The following is an 18,868-nucleotide window of genomic DNA, read 5'->3' on the forward strand; positions in this document are numbered from 1 at the left end:
ATGAAGTTGAATGATCACATTTTGCTGTGGAATCATGTTTTTATACAGGTGATGGATGTTCGTCATAAGAAGATAGAAAAAGGGGAGGAGCTACGAACCTATCGACTTCCTGTTAGTGCGTTCTTGTATGCTGTGCGTGGAAGCGCATGGGTACGGTTGGATAACAGTATTCACAGGGTAGAGCGTTTCCATGTACTGCATGCTTGAAAAGGAAAATCCTTTTCAGAATCAGTATGCTTTTGCACCTCATTACCCGCTGCCCCTGTACGATAAGTGAAGCTGTTGGAGCAAGAATGGCGTGAAGCTTCTGGACTTGGCAAACTGCATGTTAAAGCCTTATTTCATCAATTTGTATATGAGTTGTTGCAGCAGTTGTATGGGCAGGACATCGAACCTCTTAAGCCCGACCTTGTATCGCAGGCTGTAGCCTATATGCGTGAGCATTTTAGTCGGCCTATGACACTTGAGTCCATTGCGGAGGAGCTACAATGCTGTACTGGACATTTATCAAGGTTGTTCAAAAGTAAAATGCATACCAGTCCGATTCATTACTTGGGCCAAGTAAGAGCAGATCGAGCAGCAGAACTGCTAATGCAGACGGACGCCACTTTTATTCATGCACGGAAGAGTCAAAATAACGGCCATGATGATTATGTTGTGTTTATCATTGATGCTGGGAGCTTGCTCGGCTTCGACGAATACAAATGGAAGCTCGCAAACGAAGGCTAATCATACAGCGACATCATCCAACAGCGATGGACAAGCGGCAGTGCAAGCACAGACAAGAACGGTTAAGACATTAAAAGGCGATGTGGAAGTACCTGCAAACCCGAAACGAGTGGCATCGGATCAGTATATGGGTCATCTTTTAAAACTGGGGATTATTCCGGTGGGGGTCAGAAGCTATATGCTGAATGAGGTTTGGATTGATCAATCGGGATATCCCAAAGAGAAGTTGGCCGGAATCAAGGATCTCGGTGATTTTCCTATGGATTTAGAGGAACTGACCGTTCTGCAACCGGATTTAATTATCGGTTCAATCGAAAAGAACATCGACAGCTACCAAAAGGTAGGAACGACTGTGTTCTTGCCGTATTGGGAGGGCGAATCTACAGCGGGGCCACTGGATAAATTCCGCAGAATCAGTGAAATCTTTGGCAAGCAGAAAGAAGCCGAGCAGTGGATTACTGAATATGAGAAGAAAGCTGCAGAGGCCAGAACGAAAATTCAAGGTATCGTTAAAGACGGAGAGACGGTTTCAATTGTACAAGTCGCCAATAAATCGATATATGTTTTGGCAGCGAAAGGCGGCAATTACGGAAGTCCGACCATTTATCAGATGCTAAAGCTGCCACCTACCAAAAAGGCATTGAACATGAAAGAAGGTTTTGAAAATATTTCGCTTGAGGTTTTACCCGAGTATATGGGAGATCACATCTTTGTATACGGTTCAGAAGATGAAGGGGCTAACCAGATTCTGCATAGTGAGCTATGGAAAGGCCTTCCGGCTGTAAAAAAAGGACAGGTTTATATGTACGGTTCATTCAGCGATAAAGAGGATGAGTTTGTGATGGAAGATCCTTATTCATTGGAACTTCAATTGGATACGATAGTTAATCTCTTATTAGCCCACAAAAAATAAAAGGATGTACAGTAACATCTCCTATCTAAACAAGGGGAATCTTTTAGAATTTCAAGCTGTGATAGTCATATAGACAAAATCCGCTTAACACAAAGATTCCTAAGTGTTTGGCGGATTTTATTATGTCTATATTTCTTCTTCTCTGTATGTTTTGGTGTATCTTTGAAATTCAGATTTTTGATTATCGTAATAATCAGCTCTCGTCCAAAAAATAATTTGAGAGAATGAGTCGGAATGTTCCAAATAAGTGATTAAATATACAATTTTTACTTTATCACTCTCTACCCATACTTCGTATTGCAAGCCTTGATTCCCGTTTATATTGACCTTTACTGGTCCCGTCGAAATAATCCCTTTTCCAGACCTTTTGAGTACTAATTGAGCTGAAAACTCAGCGTAATCTTTTAATGTGATCATTGAGGATTTCTCATACGGCAGTTCGGATTTCCAATCCTTGATGATCGTCATGTATGCATCGTTTTTTTCATACCAGGCTTGAATTAGCGCATCTGGATTAAGAATTAAACCAGTCTTCCATATATAAGGGAGACGAATTTGTTGCTTGGCATCTTCACTTTTAAATGTTTTCAAAATAGTTGTTGAGCGAAGGTCTGGCTTAACTTGTGAGTCGCTTAAGACTTTCAAGGAGCTGGCTATAGTTGCAAATTCGTGATGTTGTTCTACTGCAGAGCCTCCCCTTGAATAGATTAATACTTGAAGATAGTGCTGCTTACTCTCTAACATGGCACTGAAGTAATAGACCTGTTGGCCATTGTATTTCCCGCTATAATCGGCTGTTCTGGCGGTTGTGGAATCAATCTGGATTGGGGTAGTATCCACAACCTTAAAGTTTTCTAGGCCCAATGCGGAGATTTCTTCACGTTGCTGTACGAATTCGTCGAGCGTCATATTATTTGCAAAAGCTGACTTGGGGACACGGAAAACCAGACCTACGTTCTTTTTTTCTTTGTCACAAACACTAAGCACCGAATCCAGTTGTCCCTGTTTAAATTTACGCCAGCCAGCGGGAATGGTAAGAGCCACAAGATCCTTATCCGAGGTAACGGTATGAGCCAGCGACTCTGTGACGGGTAAAACAGGCTGACTTTCTTTGTCTACAACTGTTGTACTATGAGTCGCATTGTCTACATCAGAATTTGTTTGGACTGTAGTTGCAGCATTATTTGAGGTGCAGCTGGTAAGCATGAGCACTGCGATCAGTGCAATAACATAAAATCGGAAATGCGCAAAATTGAATTGCATGGAAATAACTCCCTCTGTTTCATATTTACAAAGGAAATTTTACCCTTTTATAAAATTATAAAAAAGAGGCGTTTGTCCTGTTTTACGTAGCTTAGTCACTTATGGTAGTCGTTACTGTGACATTGTTGACAGAGGTTGAGGAAGCACTAGAGTTGAAATTAATAACCTCAATGACTACTGTTGCACCAACAATCAGGCCTGTATTTATAATTAGGTTTGTAGCAGAAAGCGTTGTTAAGCCGCCTCGCTGCAACGTCCCATTTACAAATACATTGTAGTATCCACTACTGGTCGGAACCACAAGACTGTTTGCCGCGACTGAAGTACCACTATCATTCGTGAAATTTTGTGCTGGGATAGTGGTCACTCCACCTAATATATTACCAAGCACGACAATAGCTGTGTAACGATTAACCACTGGAGTGACATTGATACTTGTTGTGATAGCAATGTTTCCAGATACAATACTGTCTGCTTCCAGATAGATTCGAATAATAGACATAGGAATTCCTCCATTCCTAATATTCCAGATAAATATTATAGTTTATGTGAATATTTTAGATATGGATTGGATGGGATGGGATGGAGCCCGGGAGCCCCTTTTCGTTGCACAGGGTATACGGAATCATAATACAATGATAGCTTCTATAAGGTATTTTGATCTCTATTACTCACTTGTTTGCGCTAGAGTGAATAATGAATTTTGGGGAGTCTGTTGGATTTATATAAAGGAGAGGTTGGCATAGAATAGATATACATGATTAATAGTAGATACATAAAGAGTGAGGGAATAACGATGATTAAATTAAAAGATGTAGGCAATTTCGAGGTTCTTCCTGAGATAGCGATGCATATCGTTCAAGGCAATATATCCGCTTTACGCCAAGCGCTGACCGAAGGCTGGGATATAGAACAAGGAATCGTACTCAGCAAATATACGACATTAAGTCCATTAGATATTACACTCATCACTGAGCAAATGGAAGTCTTGAAGCTACTGGTCGATGAGGGGGTCCAACTTAATGTGAAGGATAATCCCGCATTCCTGACGGCTGTTCGCTATGGTGCCGAAGAGATTGTCCGTTATGTGGTCGCCCATGGCGCCAAGCTCGACGGTAAAAATCATGTCAAATCCGGTGCTTATGAGCAAGCCTACTACGGTAACAAAAGTAATATGCTGCTTATCCATGAGCTGGGCCTCGATATGAAGCAGCATGCTGGAGCAACACTCCGCAGCGCAGTTAGTAAGCATGACCTAAAAACAGTAGCATTACTATTGGAACATGGCGTAGATATTAATTTCAATGCCCCTAATATGGTATATCCTTATAAAGCCACACCTTTGACAGTGGCGGCACGCAACAACGATTTTGCGATGGTGAAGTATTTGGTTCAGCAAGGCGCTGATGTGACGCTGGCAGAAAAAGATGGAGAACGGGCATATACAATTGCACTAAGTAATAAAAACGTAGAAATGGCTGAGTATTTAAAGTCTCTAGAGCCTCCGGCATTTCATAATCTGGAAAATAAACGACATGCTTTGAAAAGCTACAAGCTTCCGAAGGATTTAATAGCCTTTCTGATGGGGGATCAGCTCCGTGTGAACCTGCCAGAAAATGATCTTGATATTCAATTTGTTGAGTTCTTCTCATTCATAGATACGGTTGAGATGAAGGTAGGTCGGCAAAAGCTGTTGCGTCTGTCTCTAAACGTAGACAATTACTCGGATATCATATTGGTGTGGAATCCGAAGCAAAAGTGTCTGGGTTATCATGACAAGGAGCATCAGGAATATGCGGATGTGTGCAGCTTTGCCGAGTTTCTTGCACAGCCGGAAGATTATCTGGAGAAGATTATTGAGGGTGAATATTTATCATAACAAGGTGAGCCATGAATGCGGTATGCACGCAGTCATGGCTCTTGTTATTTTAAAATACAGCGCTAGTGTACACAGGTGCCTAATGCTCATCAGGAATGGTTACGTATGAGCTGAATGAGATTTAGAGTAGCGGTAGATAGGGGTTCGTTCTTACGGGTACAGATGGCGATTGAATTGAGAAGCTGGATGTCTTCTACGTATACCCGGCACAGCTCGCCACGTTCTACATATTCACGCACGACCAGTGAGGACACAAAGTTGGCGCCATATCCGGCAATAACTGCGGTAATCGTCTCATGCAGCCCTGTGAAGTTTAGGGTGACCTGGGGGGCGGGGGCATTATAGGTTCGACATAAGGAAAATAATCTCTCCCGTGTCGAGCTCCCCTTTTCACGCATAACAAAGGGTTCATGCATCATTTCCAATAAAGAAACCTGCTGATTTGCATATCGATGATCTGGAGCCACCACGAACCACAGCTCATCACGAAATAATTCTTCAGTCTGAATCGTATCGGGGTACTGCTCAGGCAGTCCTCCGTAGATAGCCAAATCCACTTCTATATTTAATAGCTGCTGCAAAGCATCGTTGGAATTTGTAGTGTTAATCGTCATTTCAACATGTTCATATTGTTGTTTGAATTTTGCAATCCAGGCCGGAACGAGAAAATGAGCCGGTAAATAAGTAGCCGCTAGCCGGATATGACCATGGGCTCCATCACGATAATCTTGTGAAAATTGTTCGATTTGCTGTTCGACAGCAAAGAGCCGTCTGGCGAGTACAGCAAGTTTTTCACCAGCATCCGTTAAGGCAATCCCTCTTCCTAGCGGCATGAGCAGTGTGAGAGATATTTCTTTTTCAAATTTTTTAATCTGGGCAGTAATCGCAGGTTGACTAATATTTAAAAGTTCAGAGGCACGTGTCACACTCCCTGTAGAGGCGACCACGTGAAATAAGCGTAATGCATGCAGGTTCAAGACCATACTTCCTTTCCGACAGATTCATATATGTAGATTATGAATAGAGCAAAAACATATATTATTTTTATAATAATAATTCATTTACAATCAAATTGTAAGTTAATCCAAAGGAGAGTGGAGCGAATGAATCAAACGAACACGTGGGATCAAGTAGACCAGTATATCTCGGAGTGTCTCATTCCGCATGATGCTGTCTTGGAACAAGTCTTGGCCGCTAATCAAAAGGCGGGACTACCTCCGCATGATGTATCCCACAATCAGGGAAAGCTATTAAATATCCTTGCTCAAATGCAGGGAGCGCGACGTGTGCTGGAGATCGGTACTTTGGGAGGCTACAGTACAATCTGGTTGGGAAGGGCGTTGCCGGAGGATGGAGAAATAGTTACGCTGGAAGCCAATCCGATCCATGCTAAAATTGCCCGGTATAATATATCGTTGGCTCAGTTGGATGGAATAGTGGAACTTCGGGAGGGAGACGCTTTAGAGCAGTTAGCACAGATGAAAGAGGAGAGAGTTGACCCCTTTGATCTTATTTTTATCGATGCGGATAAACCCAATAATCCATTTTATCTGGATTGGGCACTTCGCTTCTCACATCCTGGCACCGTTATTATCGGTGATAATGTTATCCGTGAAGGAGAAGTGGTTCAAGCTTATAGCACAGACCCTCGTGTGCAGGGAGTAAGAAAGTTTTATGAGATGCTAGCTGAGGAATCAAGGATTACAGCTACAGCTATCCAAACCGTGGGGAGCAAGGGGTATGACGGTTTCGTCATTGGAATCGTTAAGGGCTGAACGCTAAGCGTCTCGATTGGCTAAACACAAAGGGGAGCAGTCCTCGTGTTTAGCCTTTTTCTGAGTAGTAGAGAAGGTGGGGACGAATTGTGCGCATAATGGTAAAATAGTACTGATGGAAGCTTTAGAACGTTTTTGAATGTTTACTGCTGAATTCCTATGTAAGAAGAATGAATTTACATAAAAGTAGATGTATTTTCTTTAAAATGTAAACGCAATCATGATGATTGGAGCAGGAATTCACCATTTTGTAAAAAAATGAATTAGAAATGAATTTTTTTGAATCTTTTTGAAGAAAAGTGATTGTTTTTTGTCAAGTTTGTGGTACGATATGATCAGTTGGGGGAATGATGATGCTGACGGAAGAAAGATACAAGTTAATAATACAGCGCTTACAAGAATGTGGTGTTGTAAAGTTGCAAGAATTGGCTGATCTGTTGGGAGCTTCTGAGTCAACGATTCGGCGTGATTTGATAGATCTTGAGAGCCGTCAGTTGCTCAAGCGGATTCATGGCGGGGCAACCTTGCTGAATCAGAAAAGTCAGGAACCTGGCATGGAAGAAAAAACATTCAAAAACGTTCAAGAAAAAAATGCGGTGGCCCGTATAGCAGCCAAAGAAATTTTGGATGGCGAATGTATTTATCTGGATGCGGGAACAACAACGATGGCGATGATTCCTTACATTGAAGCTAAAGACGTGACGGTCGTGACGAATGGACTATCCCACGTAGAAGCACTGGTAAGCAAAAGAATCAGAAGCTATCTACTGGGAGGGATGATGAAAATTCATACCAAAGCCGTAATCGGGAGTATTGCCCTACAAAATTTGGACAATTTTCGATTCGACAAGTGCTTTTTGGGAACGAACGGGGTGGATATGGAAATGGGGTATACAACTCCTGATCCCGAAGAGGCGCTGATCAAGCGACGTGCTCACCAGCTGTCTGGCAAAACGTATGTGTTAGCCGATTCCAGCAAAATTGGAGAAGTAACCTTCGCCAAACTGTTCGAGCTTAAGGAAGCTATACTTATTACTGAATCGATGCCAGAACGGTCACGCCGATCCATCGCTCAGAAAACTAAGATAATCGAGGGATAACAATGATATATACAGTAACGCTGAACCCTTCCATTGATTATATCGTGGAAGTTGATGATTTGAAGCTTGGTGATTTGAACCGGATGAAACGTGATTTAAAACTGCCAGGTGGTAAGGGGATTAATGTATCACGTGTACTGAACCAGTTGGGAGCAGATAGCACGGCGATTGGTTTTCTCGGAGGGTTCACAGGCAGGTTTATCGACGATACATTGCGGGAAGAATCCATTAAAACTGATTTTGTAATGATCGAAGATGACACACGGATTAACATTAAGCTCAAGCATGGCGATGAAACGGAAATTAATGGTTTGGGACCTGCGATTCGTGAGCAAGAGGCCGATGCGTTGGTGCAAAAGCTGGCGGGACTCCAGAAAAATGACATTGTCGTCTTGTCGGGAAGTATTCCGCCGTCACTTGGAGGAGATTTCTACGATCGGCTGATTAGCGTATGTCAGCAAACTGGCGCTGAATTCGTCATCGACACCACAGGTGAGGCGTTGATGAAGGCACTGGTTCATAAACCGCTGCTCATCAAGCCGAATCACCACGAGTTGGCTGAGTTGTTTGGCGTAACGATTCATTCAAAGGAGGAGATCGTCACTTACGGTCGTAAGCTGCTGGAAGCAGGTGCAAAAAATGTACTGATCTCCATGGCAGGAGAAGGGGCTTTGTTCATTACGGCAGATGAAGTGTATCACGCAAATGTACCAGCAGGTACGGTGAAAAATTCTGTAGGCGCAGGTGATTCAATGATTGCTGGATTCGTGGGTACGCTGGCTCTTCATGGCGATCCGATCGAAGCATTCCGTGCAGGAGTGGCATCCGGAAGCGCAACTGCGTTTTCCGATGATCTGGCTACTAAAGAGAAGATTGAACAATTACGGCCGCAAGTCACGATTTCAAAACGGTAATTCGGCTGCATCATGAGCTTATTATGCGTGTGCCAACACGCTGATCGAACTTAGGAGAGTGTGAAAAAATGAGAATAACAGACCTGATGATTAAAGAAACGATGATCATGGACCTGCAGGCGACGACAAAAGACGAGGCGATTGAGGAGCTTATCGCTAGTCTCGAAGCAAGTGGACGTATTAATGACCGTGCCTTGTTTAAAGAAATGATTTACAAACGTGAAGCAGAGTCTAGCACTGGAATCGGCGGCGGCATTGCGATGCCGCATGCCAAGACCAAAGCCGTGAATGAAGCGACTGTCGTTTTCGCCAAAAGCAGTAAAGGCGTAGAATTCGAATCGTTGGACGGAGAGCCGGCAAAAGTGTTCTTTATGATTGCCGCTCCAGAGGGAGCAGCAAATACGCATCTTCGCACACTAGCGGCTCTTTCCCGGCTTCTAATTGATACCGATTTCATTGACAAACTGATGAATACGCAAACACCGGATGAAGTATCCGAGCTGTTTGATACCAAGCAGGCGGAAGAAGAAGCAGCCAAGAAAGCAAAAGAAGCAAAGAAAGAGGCTGCCAAAGCACAGAAAACGCCGGATGTTATCGTTGGTAACCCGAATTCAGACGAGTTTGTGGTTGCGGTGACTGCCTGCCCAACAGGTATTGCGCACACGTTTATGGCTGAAGACGCTCTCATTAAGAAAGCGACAGAAATGGGTGTTAACATCCGGGTAGAAACGAATGGCTCGGAAGGTGCGCAAAACGTACTCACAGCGGATGAAATTCGCCGTGCCAAAGGTGTAATCGTTGCTGCTGACAAAAAGGTTGAAATGGCCAGATTTGACGGTAAACCTGTATTGCAAAGACCGGTAAGCGACGGTATCCGTAAATCTGAGGAACTGATCCGCAAAGCGCTGAACGGCGATGCCCCCATTTATCGTAGTGAAGGTAAAAGCAGCGCTGAAGAGTCGAAAGCGGAGAAGAGCAGCGTGGGCAGTAAAATCTATAAGGATTTAATGAACGGTATTTCTCATATGCTGCCATTCGTTGTAGGCGGGGGGATTTTGTTAGCAATTTCCTTCTTGATTGAGCAAGTGGCAGGAGAAGACAATGCATTGTTCCAACTGTTGCAGACAATTGGCGGTGGAACAGGTGCGTTCCACTTCCTGATTCCGATACTGGCCGGATTTATCGCGATGAGCATTGGAGACCGCCCGGCACTGATGCCAGGTATGGTTGGGGGTCTGATGGCTGTAAACTCTAATGCAGGCTTCCTTGGCGGTCTGGCAGCTGGTTTCATGGCTGGTTATGTGGTGATCTTCCTGCGTAAAGCTTTGGCAGGTCTGCCGAAAGCACTGGATGGTTTAAAACCAATCTTGTTATACCCTGTATTTGGACTTCTAATTTCAGGCGCGATTATGTTCTACCTGTTCGATCCAATTTTCGGTGGTATTAATACGTGGCTTGTTAATGTTTTGAACAATTTGGGAACAGGTAATGCAGTTATTTTGGGTCTGATCCTGGGCGGAATGATGTCGATCGACATGGGTGGACCTTTTAACAAAGCAGCTTACGCATTTTCGATCGGTGTCTTTACTTCCAGCGGTAACACGAACGGTGCTATGATGGCGGCTGTTATGGCGGGTGGTATGGTACCTCCGCTGGCGATCGCATTAGCTTCGACGTTCTTCAAAAATAAGTTTACTGAGCAAGAGCGCAAGTCTGGCTTGACGAACTATGTACTTGGATTGTCCTTCATTACAGAAGGAGCCATTCCATTCGCAGCTGCCGATCCTCTGCGTGTCCTGACCTCTTGTATTGTAGGTTCAGCGATTGCTGGTGGTCTGACACAGTTCTGGCAAATCAATCTTCCAGCTCCACATGGCGGGATTTTTGTAGCAGCTCTTGCCAATCATGCTTTGCTGTTCTTGCTTGCAGTCGTGATTGGCTCCGTGATTTCCGCGCTCATTCTGGGACTGTGGAAAAAACCGCTCGAAGCGAAATAACGGGTATGTCAAGAGTATAAAAATAAAAAGAGGGCCACATTTTCCTTAGGCCATCAAAATAGTAAAGCCGCTAAACATCAGGTTTCTGAGTGTTTGGCGGCTTTTTCTTTATGGAAAGGTGTCGGCTTTGCCGATGTAGCTTATTAGTAGTTATTGCATTGGAGCTATAGCCTATAAAGCTCCTTAACCAGCTGTATAAATAGCTTTCGGGCCGAAGACATATACTGCTGGTGATGGTTGTTTTGTAGCAGTCCAATAGGAATATTCGGGTCTGTTAACTGGAGGGGGACGGTGGCCAGTTCCTCCGGCAAAGGCATTGACGATAGAACCACTCCAACTGATGGAATCGTTTTTACAAATGTGGCGATCGACGAGATTTGACTGACAGTATAAAAAAACGGCATCGACGGAAAGCGTGAAAGCTCTTTCTCCAGTCGTATATGGTACAAGCAGTTCTTACCTCCGACGATAAGCGGATACTCGTACAGATCTTCGAGCTGAAGCTCACTTTTTACCGCAAAAGGGTGATTACGGGACACAATAAAGGCGATGTGTTCGTGATATACGGGTTCAAAGTGTAAGGAAGGAATCGAGTGAGGTTCCCCGGAGATTGCAAAATCCAGCTTACCGTCCACCAAAGCATTTGCGAGTACATCCGTGTTTCCAACTGTAAAATGGCACGTAATATTCGGTTTATGCTCTCTAAACTGCTGCGGAACTAAGGGCAGTACGGTAGCCGCCACCGTTTCAATCACACCGATATGGAGCGTGCCAATCTCCTCTTTTTTCAGAGACTTCGCCTGGTCCATTACAAAATTCCAATGCTGAATAAGCCCGTTTATCTCCTCGGCATATAGTTTGCCTGGGGACGTTAACTCTGCATCCCAACCCCTTTTAAAAAGCTGAAATCCCAGCTCTTTCTCTAGCCTCTGGATTTGGTTCGTGACTGTAGACTGAGCGTAGTTTAATTTGGCAGCAGCTTTTGAAAACGTTCCTTCTTCGATTATGGTACGAAATGTAGTTAATTCTTTCAGATCCACGCATGTTCATCTCCATCGGTAAAATTGAATATATTTATGATTGTTTTCAATTATACAGATGAAAATAAGAGGAGTACAATCATCTTATCCCAGCGAATAGGAGAGATGAACATGCCATTTGTACGAATTGGCTACATGGAGCAGCAATACACAGAGCAAGAGTTGCCTTGGATTAGTCGCTGTATCATGAATGCTTTGATCGAACATTTTCAGGTTCCAGAAAAAGATTACTTTCAGGTTTTTCATGCTCATAAGCAAAGCGAGTTTTATTATAGTCCCGATTATTTGAATGTATCCAGAACAGACAAGCTGCTGTACATCCAAATTACATTGGGATCGGGTAGAACTACGGAACAAAAAAAGAGTTTCTACCAAAAGTTAGCGGAACTCTTATCTATTGAATGTAAGGTTAGACCGGAGGATGTATTTGTGACACTGGTAGAGACTGAATTAGAGGATTGGTCCTTTGGCAACGGACTTGCCCAGATGATTGTATGAAGCATAAATTGATCAGATCGAGTGTTCGGGAAACCATCGGTGATTTTGCTCCCGCTTTTGTAGGTTATACGGAGGATGTTCTTTTTGGAGATGTATGGAGAAGAAGTGAGCTATCTCTCAGAGAACGGAGTCTCATTACAGTTGCCGCTCTGGTAGCGTGTGAGCATGTAAATCAACTTCCTTATCATCTGAAACTGGCCAAGGAGAACGGAATTTCGGAGGAAGAACTGGTTGAGGTCATTACACAGCTTGCCTTTTATGTAGGATGGCCCCGGGCAGCCTCAGCTATGCAGGTTGCCAAAGAGGTGTTTTGCAAAGAGAAAGAGAGTTAAGCATGAACCTAAAAACTGCTAAGCGCAAGGGATTCCGAGTGTTTAGCAGTTTTTTGGCATGATTGTGTTGTTATTCTGCATTGTTACTGATAAGCAGGCGATACCCAGATAATTCAACTGGAAATTACAGACGGTGTAGAAGTATTCGGCTTCTGTCCGTGGTCTGCGATTGACCTTGTTAGTACTAATCAGGGCTTCAGCAAACGTTACGGGTTTATCTATGTGGATCGTGAGGAGTTTGATCTCAAGGATCTGCGTCGTATTCGTAAACAAAGCTTCTATTGTTATCAAAAGCTGATTTCCACAAACGGTGAAATTCGTTAATTAAAGCCGCCGTGAAAAAGCACCTCCTTGAAATGGATATTACCATTTTGAGGGGGTGTTTGTATTTATAGCCTTGGGGAGAGTCTGAATTCATTCAAGCATCCAATTACTCCTTTCCCAGAAGTGTGATCGTGTATTATATAATAGAAGAAACACAAACGGAAAGGACATCATGCATTGACTTTACAACAATTAAAATATGTCATTGAGGTTGCCAATCGCGGTTCCATGAATGAGGCGGCAAAGCGGTTGTTCATTTCCCAGCCCAGTCTGTCGAACGCGATTCGTGATCTGGAGGAAGAAATTCATATCACCATTTTTGAGCGTACCAATAAGGGGATTTCTTTGTCCAAGGAAGGCGTGGAATTCCTCGGTTATGCACGTCAGGTCGTTGAGCAGGCGGAGCTGCTGGAAAGTCGCTATCTGGATGCCAAGCCTTCACCACAGCATTTTGCTGTGTCCACGCAGCATTACGCTTTTGCTGTAAATGCATTCGTAAATCTGGTAAATCAATATGGTCAAGAAGAGTATGAATTGGCTTTGCGAGAGACCAAAACCCATGAAATCATACAGGATGTCAAAAGCCTGCGCAGTGAGATCGGAATCCTGTATCTGAACGAATTTAACGCTAAGGTCATTAACAAGCTGCTAAAAGATGCGAATCTGCAATTTAACAGCCTGTTTACGGCCAAGCCACATATTTTTATCAGTGCCAATAATCCGCTATCCCGACAGTCCATCGTGACCATTGACCAGCTACATCCGTATCCGTATTTGTCCTTTGAGCAAGGGGAGTACAATTCCTTTCACTTTTCCGAGGAGATTCTCAGTACGTTATCGCATCCCAAAAGCATTCGTGTCCATGACCGGGCGACCCTTTTTAATTTGCTCATTGGCTTGAACGGCTATACCATTTCTACCGGGGTGATCAGTGCGGATCTGAACGGTAACGACATTATTTCCGTTCCTCTGGAATGTGATGAGTCTATTAATGTGGGATGGATTTGCCATAAAAACGCTGCGCTCTCCAAGCTGGCCACCGTCTATGTAGAAGCGCTGCATGAGGCGATAGGGGAATAAAAGGTTGGGTATAGCCTTAGGCTATAACTAGCTATAGTTTATTGGAGTTACCTTATAACTGAAAATGTATGTTATCTTTCTTACAAGAACTTCACTACAGAAGCGAAAAAGGAGATAACCCTAATGAGCAGCATCCTTGATAATGCATCCCAACGTAAAGTGACCCCTTTTAGACACGATATGGTCGGCAGCTTTCTGCGCCCGCAAGCGATTAAAGACGCCAGAATTCAATTTCAAAACAATGAAATCTCTGCGGATGAGCTGAGAAAGATTGAAGATAACGAAATTATCAAGCTAGTGGAAAAGCAAAAATCCGTAGGACTTCAAGCCGTGACAGACGGTGAATTCAGACGCTCCTGGTGGCATCTTGATTTTATGTGGGGTCTGGATGGTGTGGAAAAGGTACAGCTTTCGAACGGCTACCAATTCCAAGGTGTGGAAACAAGAGCGGAAACCGCACGCTTGTCCGGTAAAATCGGACATTCCCGTCATCCTTTCATTGAAGATTTCAAATTCCTGAAGCAAGTAGCAGGTGAGGATGCGATCGCACGCCAAACGATCCCGGCACCTGCACAGTTCCTGGCCGAGCTGTTGCGCGGAGAGAATAAAGAAACAACCGATACGTATTACAGCAATCTGGATGAACTGGTGACGGATATCGCCAAAGCCTACAAATCCGTGATTCAAGCGTTGTACAATGAGGGCTGCCGCAGCTTACAACTGGATGATTGCACATGGGGTATGCTCTGTGATAAAAACTATTGGGAAGCTAGACAGCATGCGGGTGAGAATGTGGAAGATACCAAAAAGCTGTTTGCCCGCGTGAATCAGGAAACGGTGAAGGATCTTCCAGCCGATTTGGTCGTTACGACTCACGTATGCCGTGGAAACTACCATTCCACCTGGGCATCTTCTGGCGGCTATGAGCCTGTAGCCGAAACCCTGTTCGGCATCGACAACATCGACGGCTACTATCTCGAATTCGACACCGACCGTGCAGGTGATTTCACACCGCTTAAGCATCTGAAAGATCAAAAGCAGGTCGTACTGGGCCTCGTTTCCTCCAAAACGGGTGAACTGGAAGACAAGCAGACGGTCATTAACCGCATTAAGGAAGCGACTCAATTCGTCGACATCAACCACATCTGCCTCAGCCCACAATGCGGCTTCGCTTCGACAGAAGAAGGCAATATTCTGACAGAAGAGCAGCAGTGGAAAAAGCTTGCTTTCATTAAAGAGATTGCAGACGAGATTTGGAAGTAAGGGTTTAGTTTAGGGGATAAATAGGTTTTATTAACTTAAAGGTTTCTGCTATATAAAAGACTAGGTGAAGGTGTCATTCATCATTAGCCTTGGACATTATTGAAAAAGAGAGTCTCATGAGTCTGTAAAATAGATTGTGCAAACTCCTAAACCTAGTAAATGGAAGTAATCGAATGGTTACGGTGGGGAGTGAGTACGGCGAACAAGAGATTGCTGTTCCTCGGGATCAATTGGATGGATTTGAGACTGTCGTTGTTCAGAAGCATCGGCCCAACGTAACGGGCATTGAAGACCAAATCATGGCCCTGTACGTCAAAGTAGTCAGCATCCGTGAATTCAGGATCACTTTCAGCATCTGTACGGCGTCGAGGTGTCCCCGACGCCCATTTCCAGTGTCACGAACAAGATCATTCCGCTCATCAAGGAAAGGCAGAAGCGGCCACTTCAAGGCGTGTACGCCATCGTCTACATGGACCTACCGACTTCAAGGTGAAGCAAGATGGGGCCATTGCGGACAAAGCGGCCTACATGGTCATCGGCATGGATTTGGATGGTAATAAGGATATATTGGGCATGTGGATGGACGAAAACGAATCCTCCAAGTTCTGAATCAGCGTGCTGAATGACTTGAGAAATTGCCGGGTTCAGGACATTCTCTTCATCTGTGTGGATAATCTGAGTGAGTTCTCTAGGGCCACTGCCGCCTGCTATCCCGAGACTGAAATTCAAAAGTGCATCATTCACTAAATTCGCAATTCCACCCGGTACGTGACTTACAAAGATCTCAAGAAAGTCACCGCCGATCTGAAGCCGATTTACAAGGCAACTACCGAGGAAGGCGCACAGTTGGAGCTGGAATGTTTCGAGGAAATCTAGAGTGTAAATACCCGATCATTGTACGTTCCTGGCAGAACGACGGGGAAGAACTTTCGCCCTTTTTTAGTTATCCACCGGAGATCCGTAAACTGATTTACACTACAAACATGATCGAAAGCTACCCTGGCAGTTGCGTAAAGTGACGAGAGGCAAGAGTATCTTTCCCACCGATAAAGCTCTGCTTAAAATGCTCTGCCTGGCGACGATGGATGTCACCCGCAAATGGACGGGGCGCATTCAGAATTGGGGCCAGATGTTGCTACAACTTTCCATTTTCTTCCCGGAAACGAGTTGGCGACAACCTACATTAGAAATGCGAAATCCCCCTCCCGGGGGATTCAATCAATAAGAGTTTACATAAAAATTTTGAAAGACTCTGCCTCATCAATCGTAAAAACCAAAATAATGATGGATATTTTGAACTGCGTGATTTTGAAGGCTAGATTTTTGTCCTTTGGCACACTATTTTCGTGTTATAAAATATCTAGAGTCAACTATTTCTTTGCTAATAACTCATCAGCAATAGCAAAGTTTTCCCCCTCTCTCACTAGTCAATTGTCTGTTTTCTTTCATACCGTGCCGGTCAACATCTTCGAAAAAAGAGTATCCTTCTCTATGTAGTAATATATAACAAATTTTTACATAAAATTATTGACAAGCCCTTTTACCTGGGGTTACATTGGCAATCATTTAATTTAAATTCAGTGGAAGAACGAAATAGGTGATCCTCCCTTTAGGTCACTTTTTTTCCCAATCAGCAACTACATCACAATTCTCTTCTTGTCGCAAGTGATGGTTGGAATGTAGTTCAATCCAGACACGCGCATGTTATTGATTATCGGGGCATCATTCATTGCGATCGTCTTTGTTGGATATTTTGTCTCTAGCATAGAGGAAAACAGTAAGAATTGAAGAATTAGAGAATACCTAGGAGGCTACTAGATATAGATCCTACCGAGGACATTCAGTTCATCTCCTGGATTCGCCCGGTTTTTTGCCAAGGTAAGCCATAAGTGGCTTGGAGAAATGAGACGTGGTCTACGCGAGAACATTCGAGGGGCCCTTTCGTGATTGGTATAGACAATGTAGTCCTTGGCACCGTTACTAAAAATTCGCATAATGTTCAACAATTATAATTGATAGTGTGAGGACTTTACTTTTAAATTATTTATTAACTAATAAACGGGAGACTAATCGGGAAAAACTATTTTTTGTGGTTTGCGGTTAATTTACGGTGATTTTCCCGAAAATTAATGGTAAAATATAAATATATTAATATATGAATGATTATTATCCGCTTAATGGAAACTTTTTATGCGCTGAAAATGAAGTCAATCTAGTACCTAATACTAAGATTGGGAGGAATGAATATGGAAATCTCATCTTACAACGAGTACTTGAAACTGGATGGGGTAGATGATGGAAAGTATTTAATATATAACAGTTTAACTAACGGTTTGGGAGAAATAAAAAAGGATTTGTATGATGCTCTTGTTAATAAGGATTTTTCTCACCTTATACATTGTGAAGAGTTGGAACATTTAATTCAGGGACAATTTATATACATGCATCCCATTGATGAGTTGGAGACAATGGAGAAACTGTTTACTGCAACAAGGTATCAGAAACACACATTACACCTCACTATTTTGCCTACCTTTAATTGTAACTTTAGATGCTCTTATTGTTTCGAGAACCTAACGGAAAAATCGGGTAATCGTTCATTTACAACTCAAGTACAGCAAGATATTTTGAATTATGTACAAACCTCCATGGAGGCTTCAGATTTGAAGCATGTAGTTGTAAATTGGACGGGGGGAGAGCCGCTTCTTGAGTTTAAGAAGGTCACCCTTCTTATGGAGAAAATGAATGCAATGGCTGCGGAAAAACACATCGAAGTGTCACACGATATGGTAAGTAATGGATATTTACTTACTAGGAGGCGTGCTGCTGTTTTGAGGGATTTGGGCTTGAAAAATATTCAGATTACAATAGATGGTAACAAATCAAATCATGATAAAAGAAGAGTTCTGGAGAACCGACAGGGGACATTTGATCAAATTATAGAAAATATTAGAGAAACATGTGATCTAATTCACATAAGTATACGTTCAAATGTGGATCTCCATAATGTAGATTCATTAGAGGAATATATGGATTATATAATGCAACAAGACTTCAAGGAAAAGGTTAGCATCTATTTCTCTGCTACCACCGACTACGTTGCGGGAGGCTGTTCAAGTAGCGGTAGCTGCTTTGCGAATCAGGAGTTTTCGGGAATCATCCTGAGCTTGTACGAGAAAGCGTTAAGAAAAGGGCTAAACATTTCCTATTACCCTCAGTATGCTCCTGTTATCTGTGCTGCTATTGCAGCCAATTCAATCGTTGTGCAGCCAGATGGATGGATTCAAAAATGTTGGAATACCGTAGGAAACCCCAAGTATACCATAGGTCATATTAGTAATTTAATAAATTCAGATCAACGTGCAGAGAAGTGGCTTGATTATTCACCCTATAAAGTTGAAAAATGTCGAAGTTGTTCTGTTCTACCTTTGTGTGGTGGAGGATGTGCGCAACAAGCATTTGAAAGTAATGACAAGCAGCCTGTTTGCTGTGAATACAAATATAATTTAAACGAAATGTTAAGATTTAATTATTATCGACTTGAATTGTAAGCCTCACCTTTGTCCGTATCTAATCTGTTGTGACTTGAAAGGAGGTGAGGAAAATGCGTTGGATTATTGAGCCTAAAGCACTTCAAAGCTCAGTTGTACCAGCTGGTTTTTGCTGGGTAGATAATAAACATGGCTGTATTATGTATAAATCTTAACCTTAAACATCTATGGCCGCCTGTCTTATGTTAACAGGCGGTTATTTCTCTACTC

General features: G+C 43.2%; 17 protein-coding genes and 2 pseudogenes. 15 read left to right on the forward strand and 4 right to left on the reverse strand.

Annotation, left to right across the window (positions count from 1 at the left end; all coding sequences use genetic code 11):
- From ACUYLD_RS03465 to ACUYLD_RS03475, 3 genes are all read left to right on the forward strand, one after another.
- Positions 1 to 207: a hypothetical protein gene (locus ACUYLD_RS03465; protein WP_446674419.1), complete on the forward strand. Its 207-nt coding sequence runs from the start codon at positions 1 to 3 to the stop codon at positions 205 to 207.
- Positions 208 to 282: 75 nt separating this feature from the next.
- Positions 283 to 729: a hypothetical protein gene (locus tag ACUYLD_RS03470; protein WP_446674420.1), complete on the forward strand. Its 447-nt coding sequence runs from the start codon at positions 283 to 285 to the stop codon at positions 727 to 729.
- Positions 644 to 1,642: an ABC transporter substrate-binding protein gene (locus tag ACUYLD_RS03475; RefSeq protein ID WP_446674421.1), complete on the forward strand. Its 999-nt coding sequence runs from the start codon at positions 644 to 646 to the stop codon at positions 1,640 to 1,642. Before ACUYLD_RS03470 ends, ACUYLD_RS03475 begins: the two co-directional genes overlap by 86 nt.
- A 126-nt stretch (positions 1,643 to 1,768) precedes the next feature.
- Here the strand turns inward: ACUYLD_RS03475 and ACUYLD_RS03480 are convergent, their stop codons facing one another.
- A complete protein-coding gene (locus ACUYLD_RS03480; protein WP_322159208.1) occupies positions 1,769 to 2,905 on the reverse strand; it encodes a hypothetical protein in 1,137 nt (378 codons plus the stop codon).
- A gap of 91 nt (positions 2,906 to 2,996) precedes the next feature.
- Entirely contained in the window at positions 2,997 to 3,407 is a 411-nt protein-coding gene (locus tag ACUYLD_RS03485; protein WP_322159209.1) for a DUF4183 domain-containing protein, read from the reverse strand.
- Positions 3,408 to 3,701: 294 nt separating this feature from the next.
- Between ACUYLD_RS03485 and ACUYLD_RS03490 the strand changes: the two genes are divergently transcribed.
- On the forward strand, positions 3,702 to 4,784 hold the full coding sequence (locus ACUYLD_RS03490) for an ankyrin repeat domain-containing protein (protein WP_446674422.1): 1,083 nt from the start codon (positions 3,702 to 3,704) through the stop codon (positions 4,782 to 4,784).
- 89 nt (positions 4,785 to 4,873) lie between these two features.
- Here ACUYLD_RS03490 and ACUYLD_RS03495 read toward each other — a convergent pair whose 3' ends face one another.
- A complete protein-coding gene (locus ACUYLD_RS03495; RefSeq protein ID WP_446674423.1) occupies positions 4,874 to 5,761 on the reverse strand; it encodes a LysR family transcriptional regulator in 888 nt (295 codons plus the stop codon).
- Positions 5,762 to 5,887: 126 nt separating this feature from the next.
- Here ACUYLD_RS03495 and ACUYLD_RS03500 point away from each other — a divergent pair, with 126 nt between their 5' ends.
- The 4 genes from ACUYLD_RS03500 to ACUYLD_RS03515 all read left to right on the forward strand — a co-directional run bounded on the left by ACUYLD_RS03500 (position 5,888) and on the right by ACUYLD_RS03515 (position 10,570).
- Complete coding sequence (locus tag ACUYLD_RS03500) at positions 5,888 to 6,559, forward strand: O-methyltransferase (RefSeq protein ID WP_446674424.1); 672 nt, start codon at positions 5,888 to 5,890, stop codon at positions 6,557 to 6,559.
- Between the two features lie 353 nt (positions 6,560 to 6,912).
- Positions 6,913 to 7,659 (forward strand): DeoR/GlpR family DNA-binding transcription regulator, encoded by a 747-nt coding sequence (locus tag ACUYLD_RS03505; protein ID WP_061828662.1) that lies wholly within the window; start codon positions 6,913 to 6,915, stop codon positions 7,657 to 7,659.
- Positions 7,660 to 7,661: 2 nt separating this feature from the next.
- Positions 7,662 to 8,573, forward strand: coding sequence for a 1-phosphofructokinase (pfkB, locus tag ACUYLD_RS03510; RefSeq protein ID WP_254349388.1), 912 nt, complete (start codon positions 7,662 to 7,664; stop codon positions 8,571 to 8,573).
- 68 nt (positions 8,574 to 8,641) lie between these two features.
- Positions 8,642 to 10,570: a PTS fructose transporter subunit IIABC gene (locus ACUYLD_RS03515; protein WP_446674425.1), complete on the forward strand. Its 1,929-nt coding sequence runs from the start codon at positions 8,642 to 8,644 to the stop codon at positions 10,568 to 10,570.
- Between the two features lie 164 nt (positions 10,571 to 10,734).
- Here ACUYLD_RS03515 and ACUYLD_RS03520 read toward each other — a convergent pair whose 3' ends face one another.
- Positions 10,735 to 11,610 (reverse strand): LysR family transcriptional regulator, encoded by an 876-nt coding sequence (locus tag ACUYLD_RS03520; RefSeq protein WP_446674426.1) that lies wholly within the window; start codon positions 11,608 to 11,610, stop codon positions 10,735 to 10,737.
- 111 nt (positions 11,611 to 11,721) lie between these two features.
- Between ACUYLD_RS03520 and ACUYLD_RS03525 the strand changes: the two genes are divergently transcribed.
- The 7 genes and pseudogenes from ACUYLD_RS03525 to ACUYLD_RS03555 all read left to right on the forward strand — a co-directional run bounded on the left by ACUYLD_RS03525 (position 11,722) and on the right by ACUYLD_RS03555 (position 18,658).
- On the forward strand, positions 11,722 to 12,108 hold the full coding sequence (locus ACUYLD_RS03525; protein WP_446674427.1) for a tautomerase family protein: 387 nt from the start codon (positions 11,722 to 11,724) through the stop codon (positions 12,106 to 12,108).
- On the forward strand, positions 12,105 to 12,440 hold the full coding sequence (locus tag ACUYLD_RS03530) for a carboxymuconolactone decarboxylase family protein (protein WP_336076960.1): 336 nt from the start codon (positions 12,105 to 12,107) through the stop codon (positions 12,438 to 12,440). Before ACUYLD_RS03525 ends, ACUYLD_RS03530 begins: the two co-directional genes overlap by 4 nt.
- 111 nt (positions 12,441 to 12,551) lie before the next feature.
- A pseudogene (locus ACUYLD_RS03535) lies at positions 12,552 to 12,764 on the forward strand (family 1 glycosylhydrolase); the annotation flags it as partial.
- A gap of 177 nt (positions 12,765 to 12,941) precedes the next feature.
- Positions 12,942 to 13,844: a LysR family transcriptional regulator gene (locus ACUYLD_RS03540; RefSeq protein ID WP_023987954.1), complete on the forward strand. Its 903-nt coding sequence runs from the start codon at positions 12,942 to 12,944 to the stop codon at positions 13,842 to 13,844.
- Between the two features lie 123 nt (positions 13,845 to 13,967).
- Positions 13,968 to 15,107 (forward strand): 5-methyltetrahydropteroyltriglutamate--homocysteine S-methyltransferase, encoded by a 1,140-nt coding sequence (locus tag ACUYLD_RS03545; RefSeq protein ID WP_025719664.1) that lies wholly within the window; start codon positions 13,968 to 13,970, stop codon positions 15,105 to 15,107.
- Between the two features lie 179 nt (positions 15,108 to 15,286).
- Positions 15,287 to 16,294, forward strand: a pseudogene (locus tag ACUYLD_RS03550) (IS256 family transposase); the annotation flags it as partial.
- A 1,059-nt stretch (positions 16,295 to 17,353) separates the two neighbouring features.
- Positions 17,354 to 18,658 (forward strand): radical SAM protein, encoded by a 1,305-nt coding sequence (locus ACUYLD_RS03555; RefSeq protein WP_446674428.1) that lies wholly within the window; start codon positions 17,354 to 17,356, stop codon positions 18,656 to 18,658.
- The last annotated feature ends 210 nt before the right edge of the window (positions 18,659 to 18,868 follow it).

It is taken from the genome of Paenibacillus sp. SER-28 (assembly GCF_052906305.1).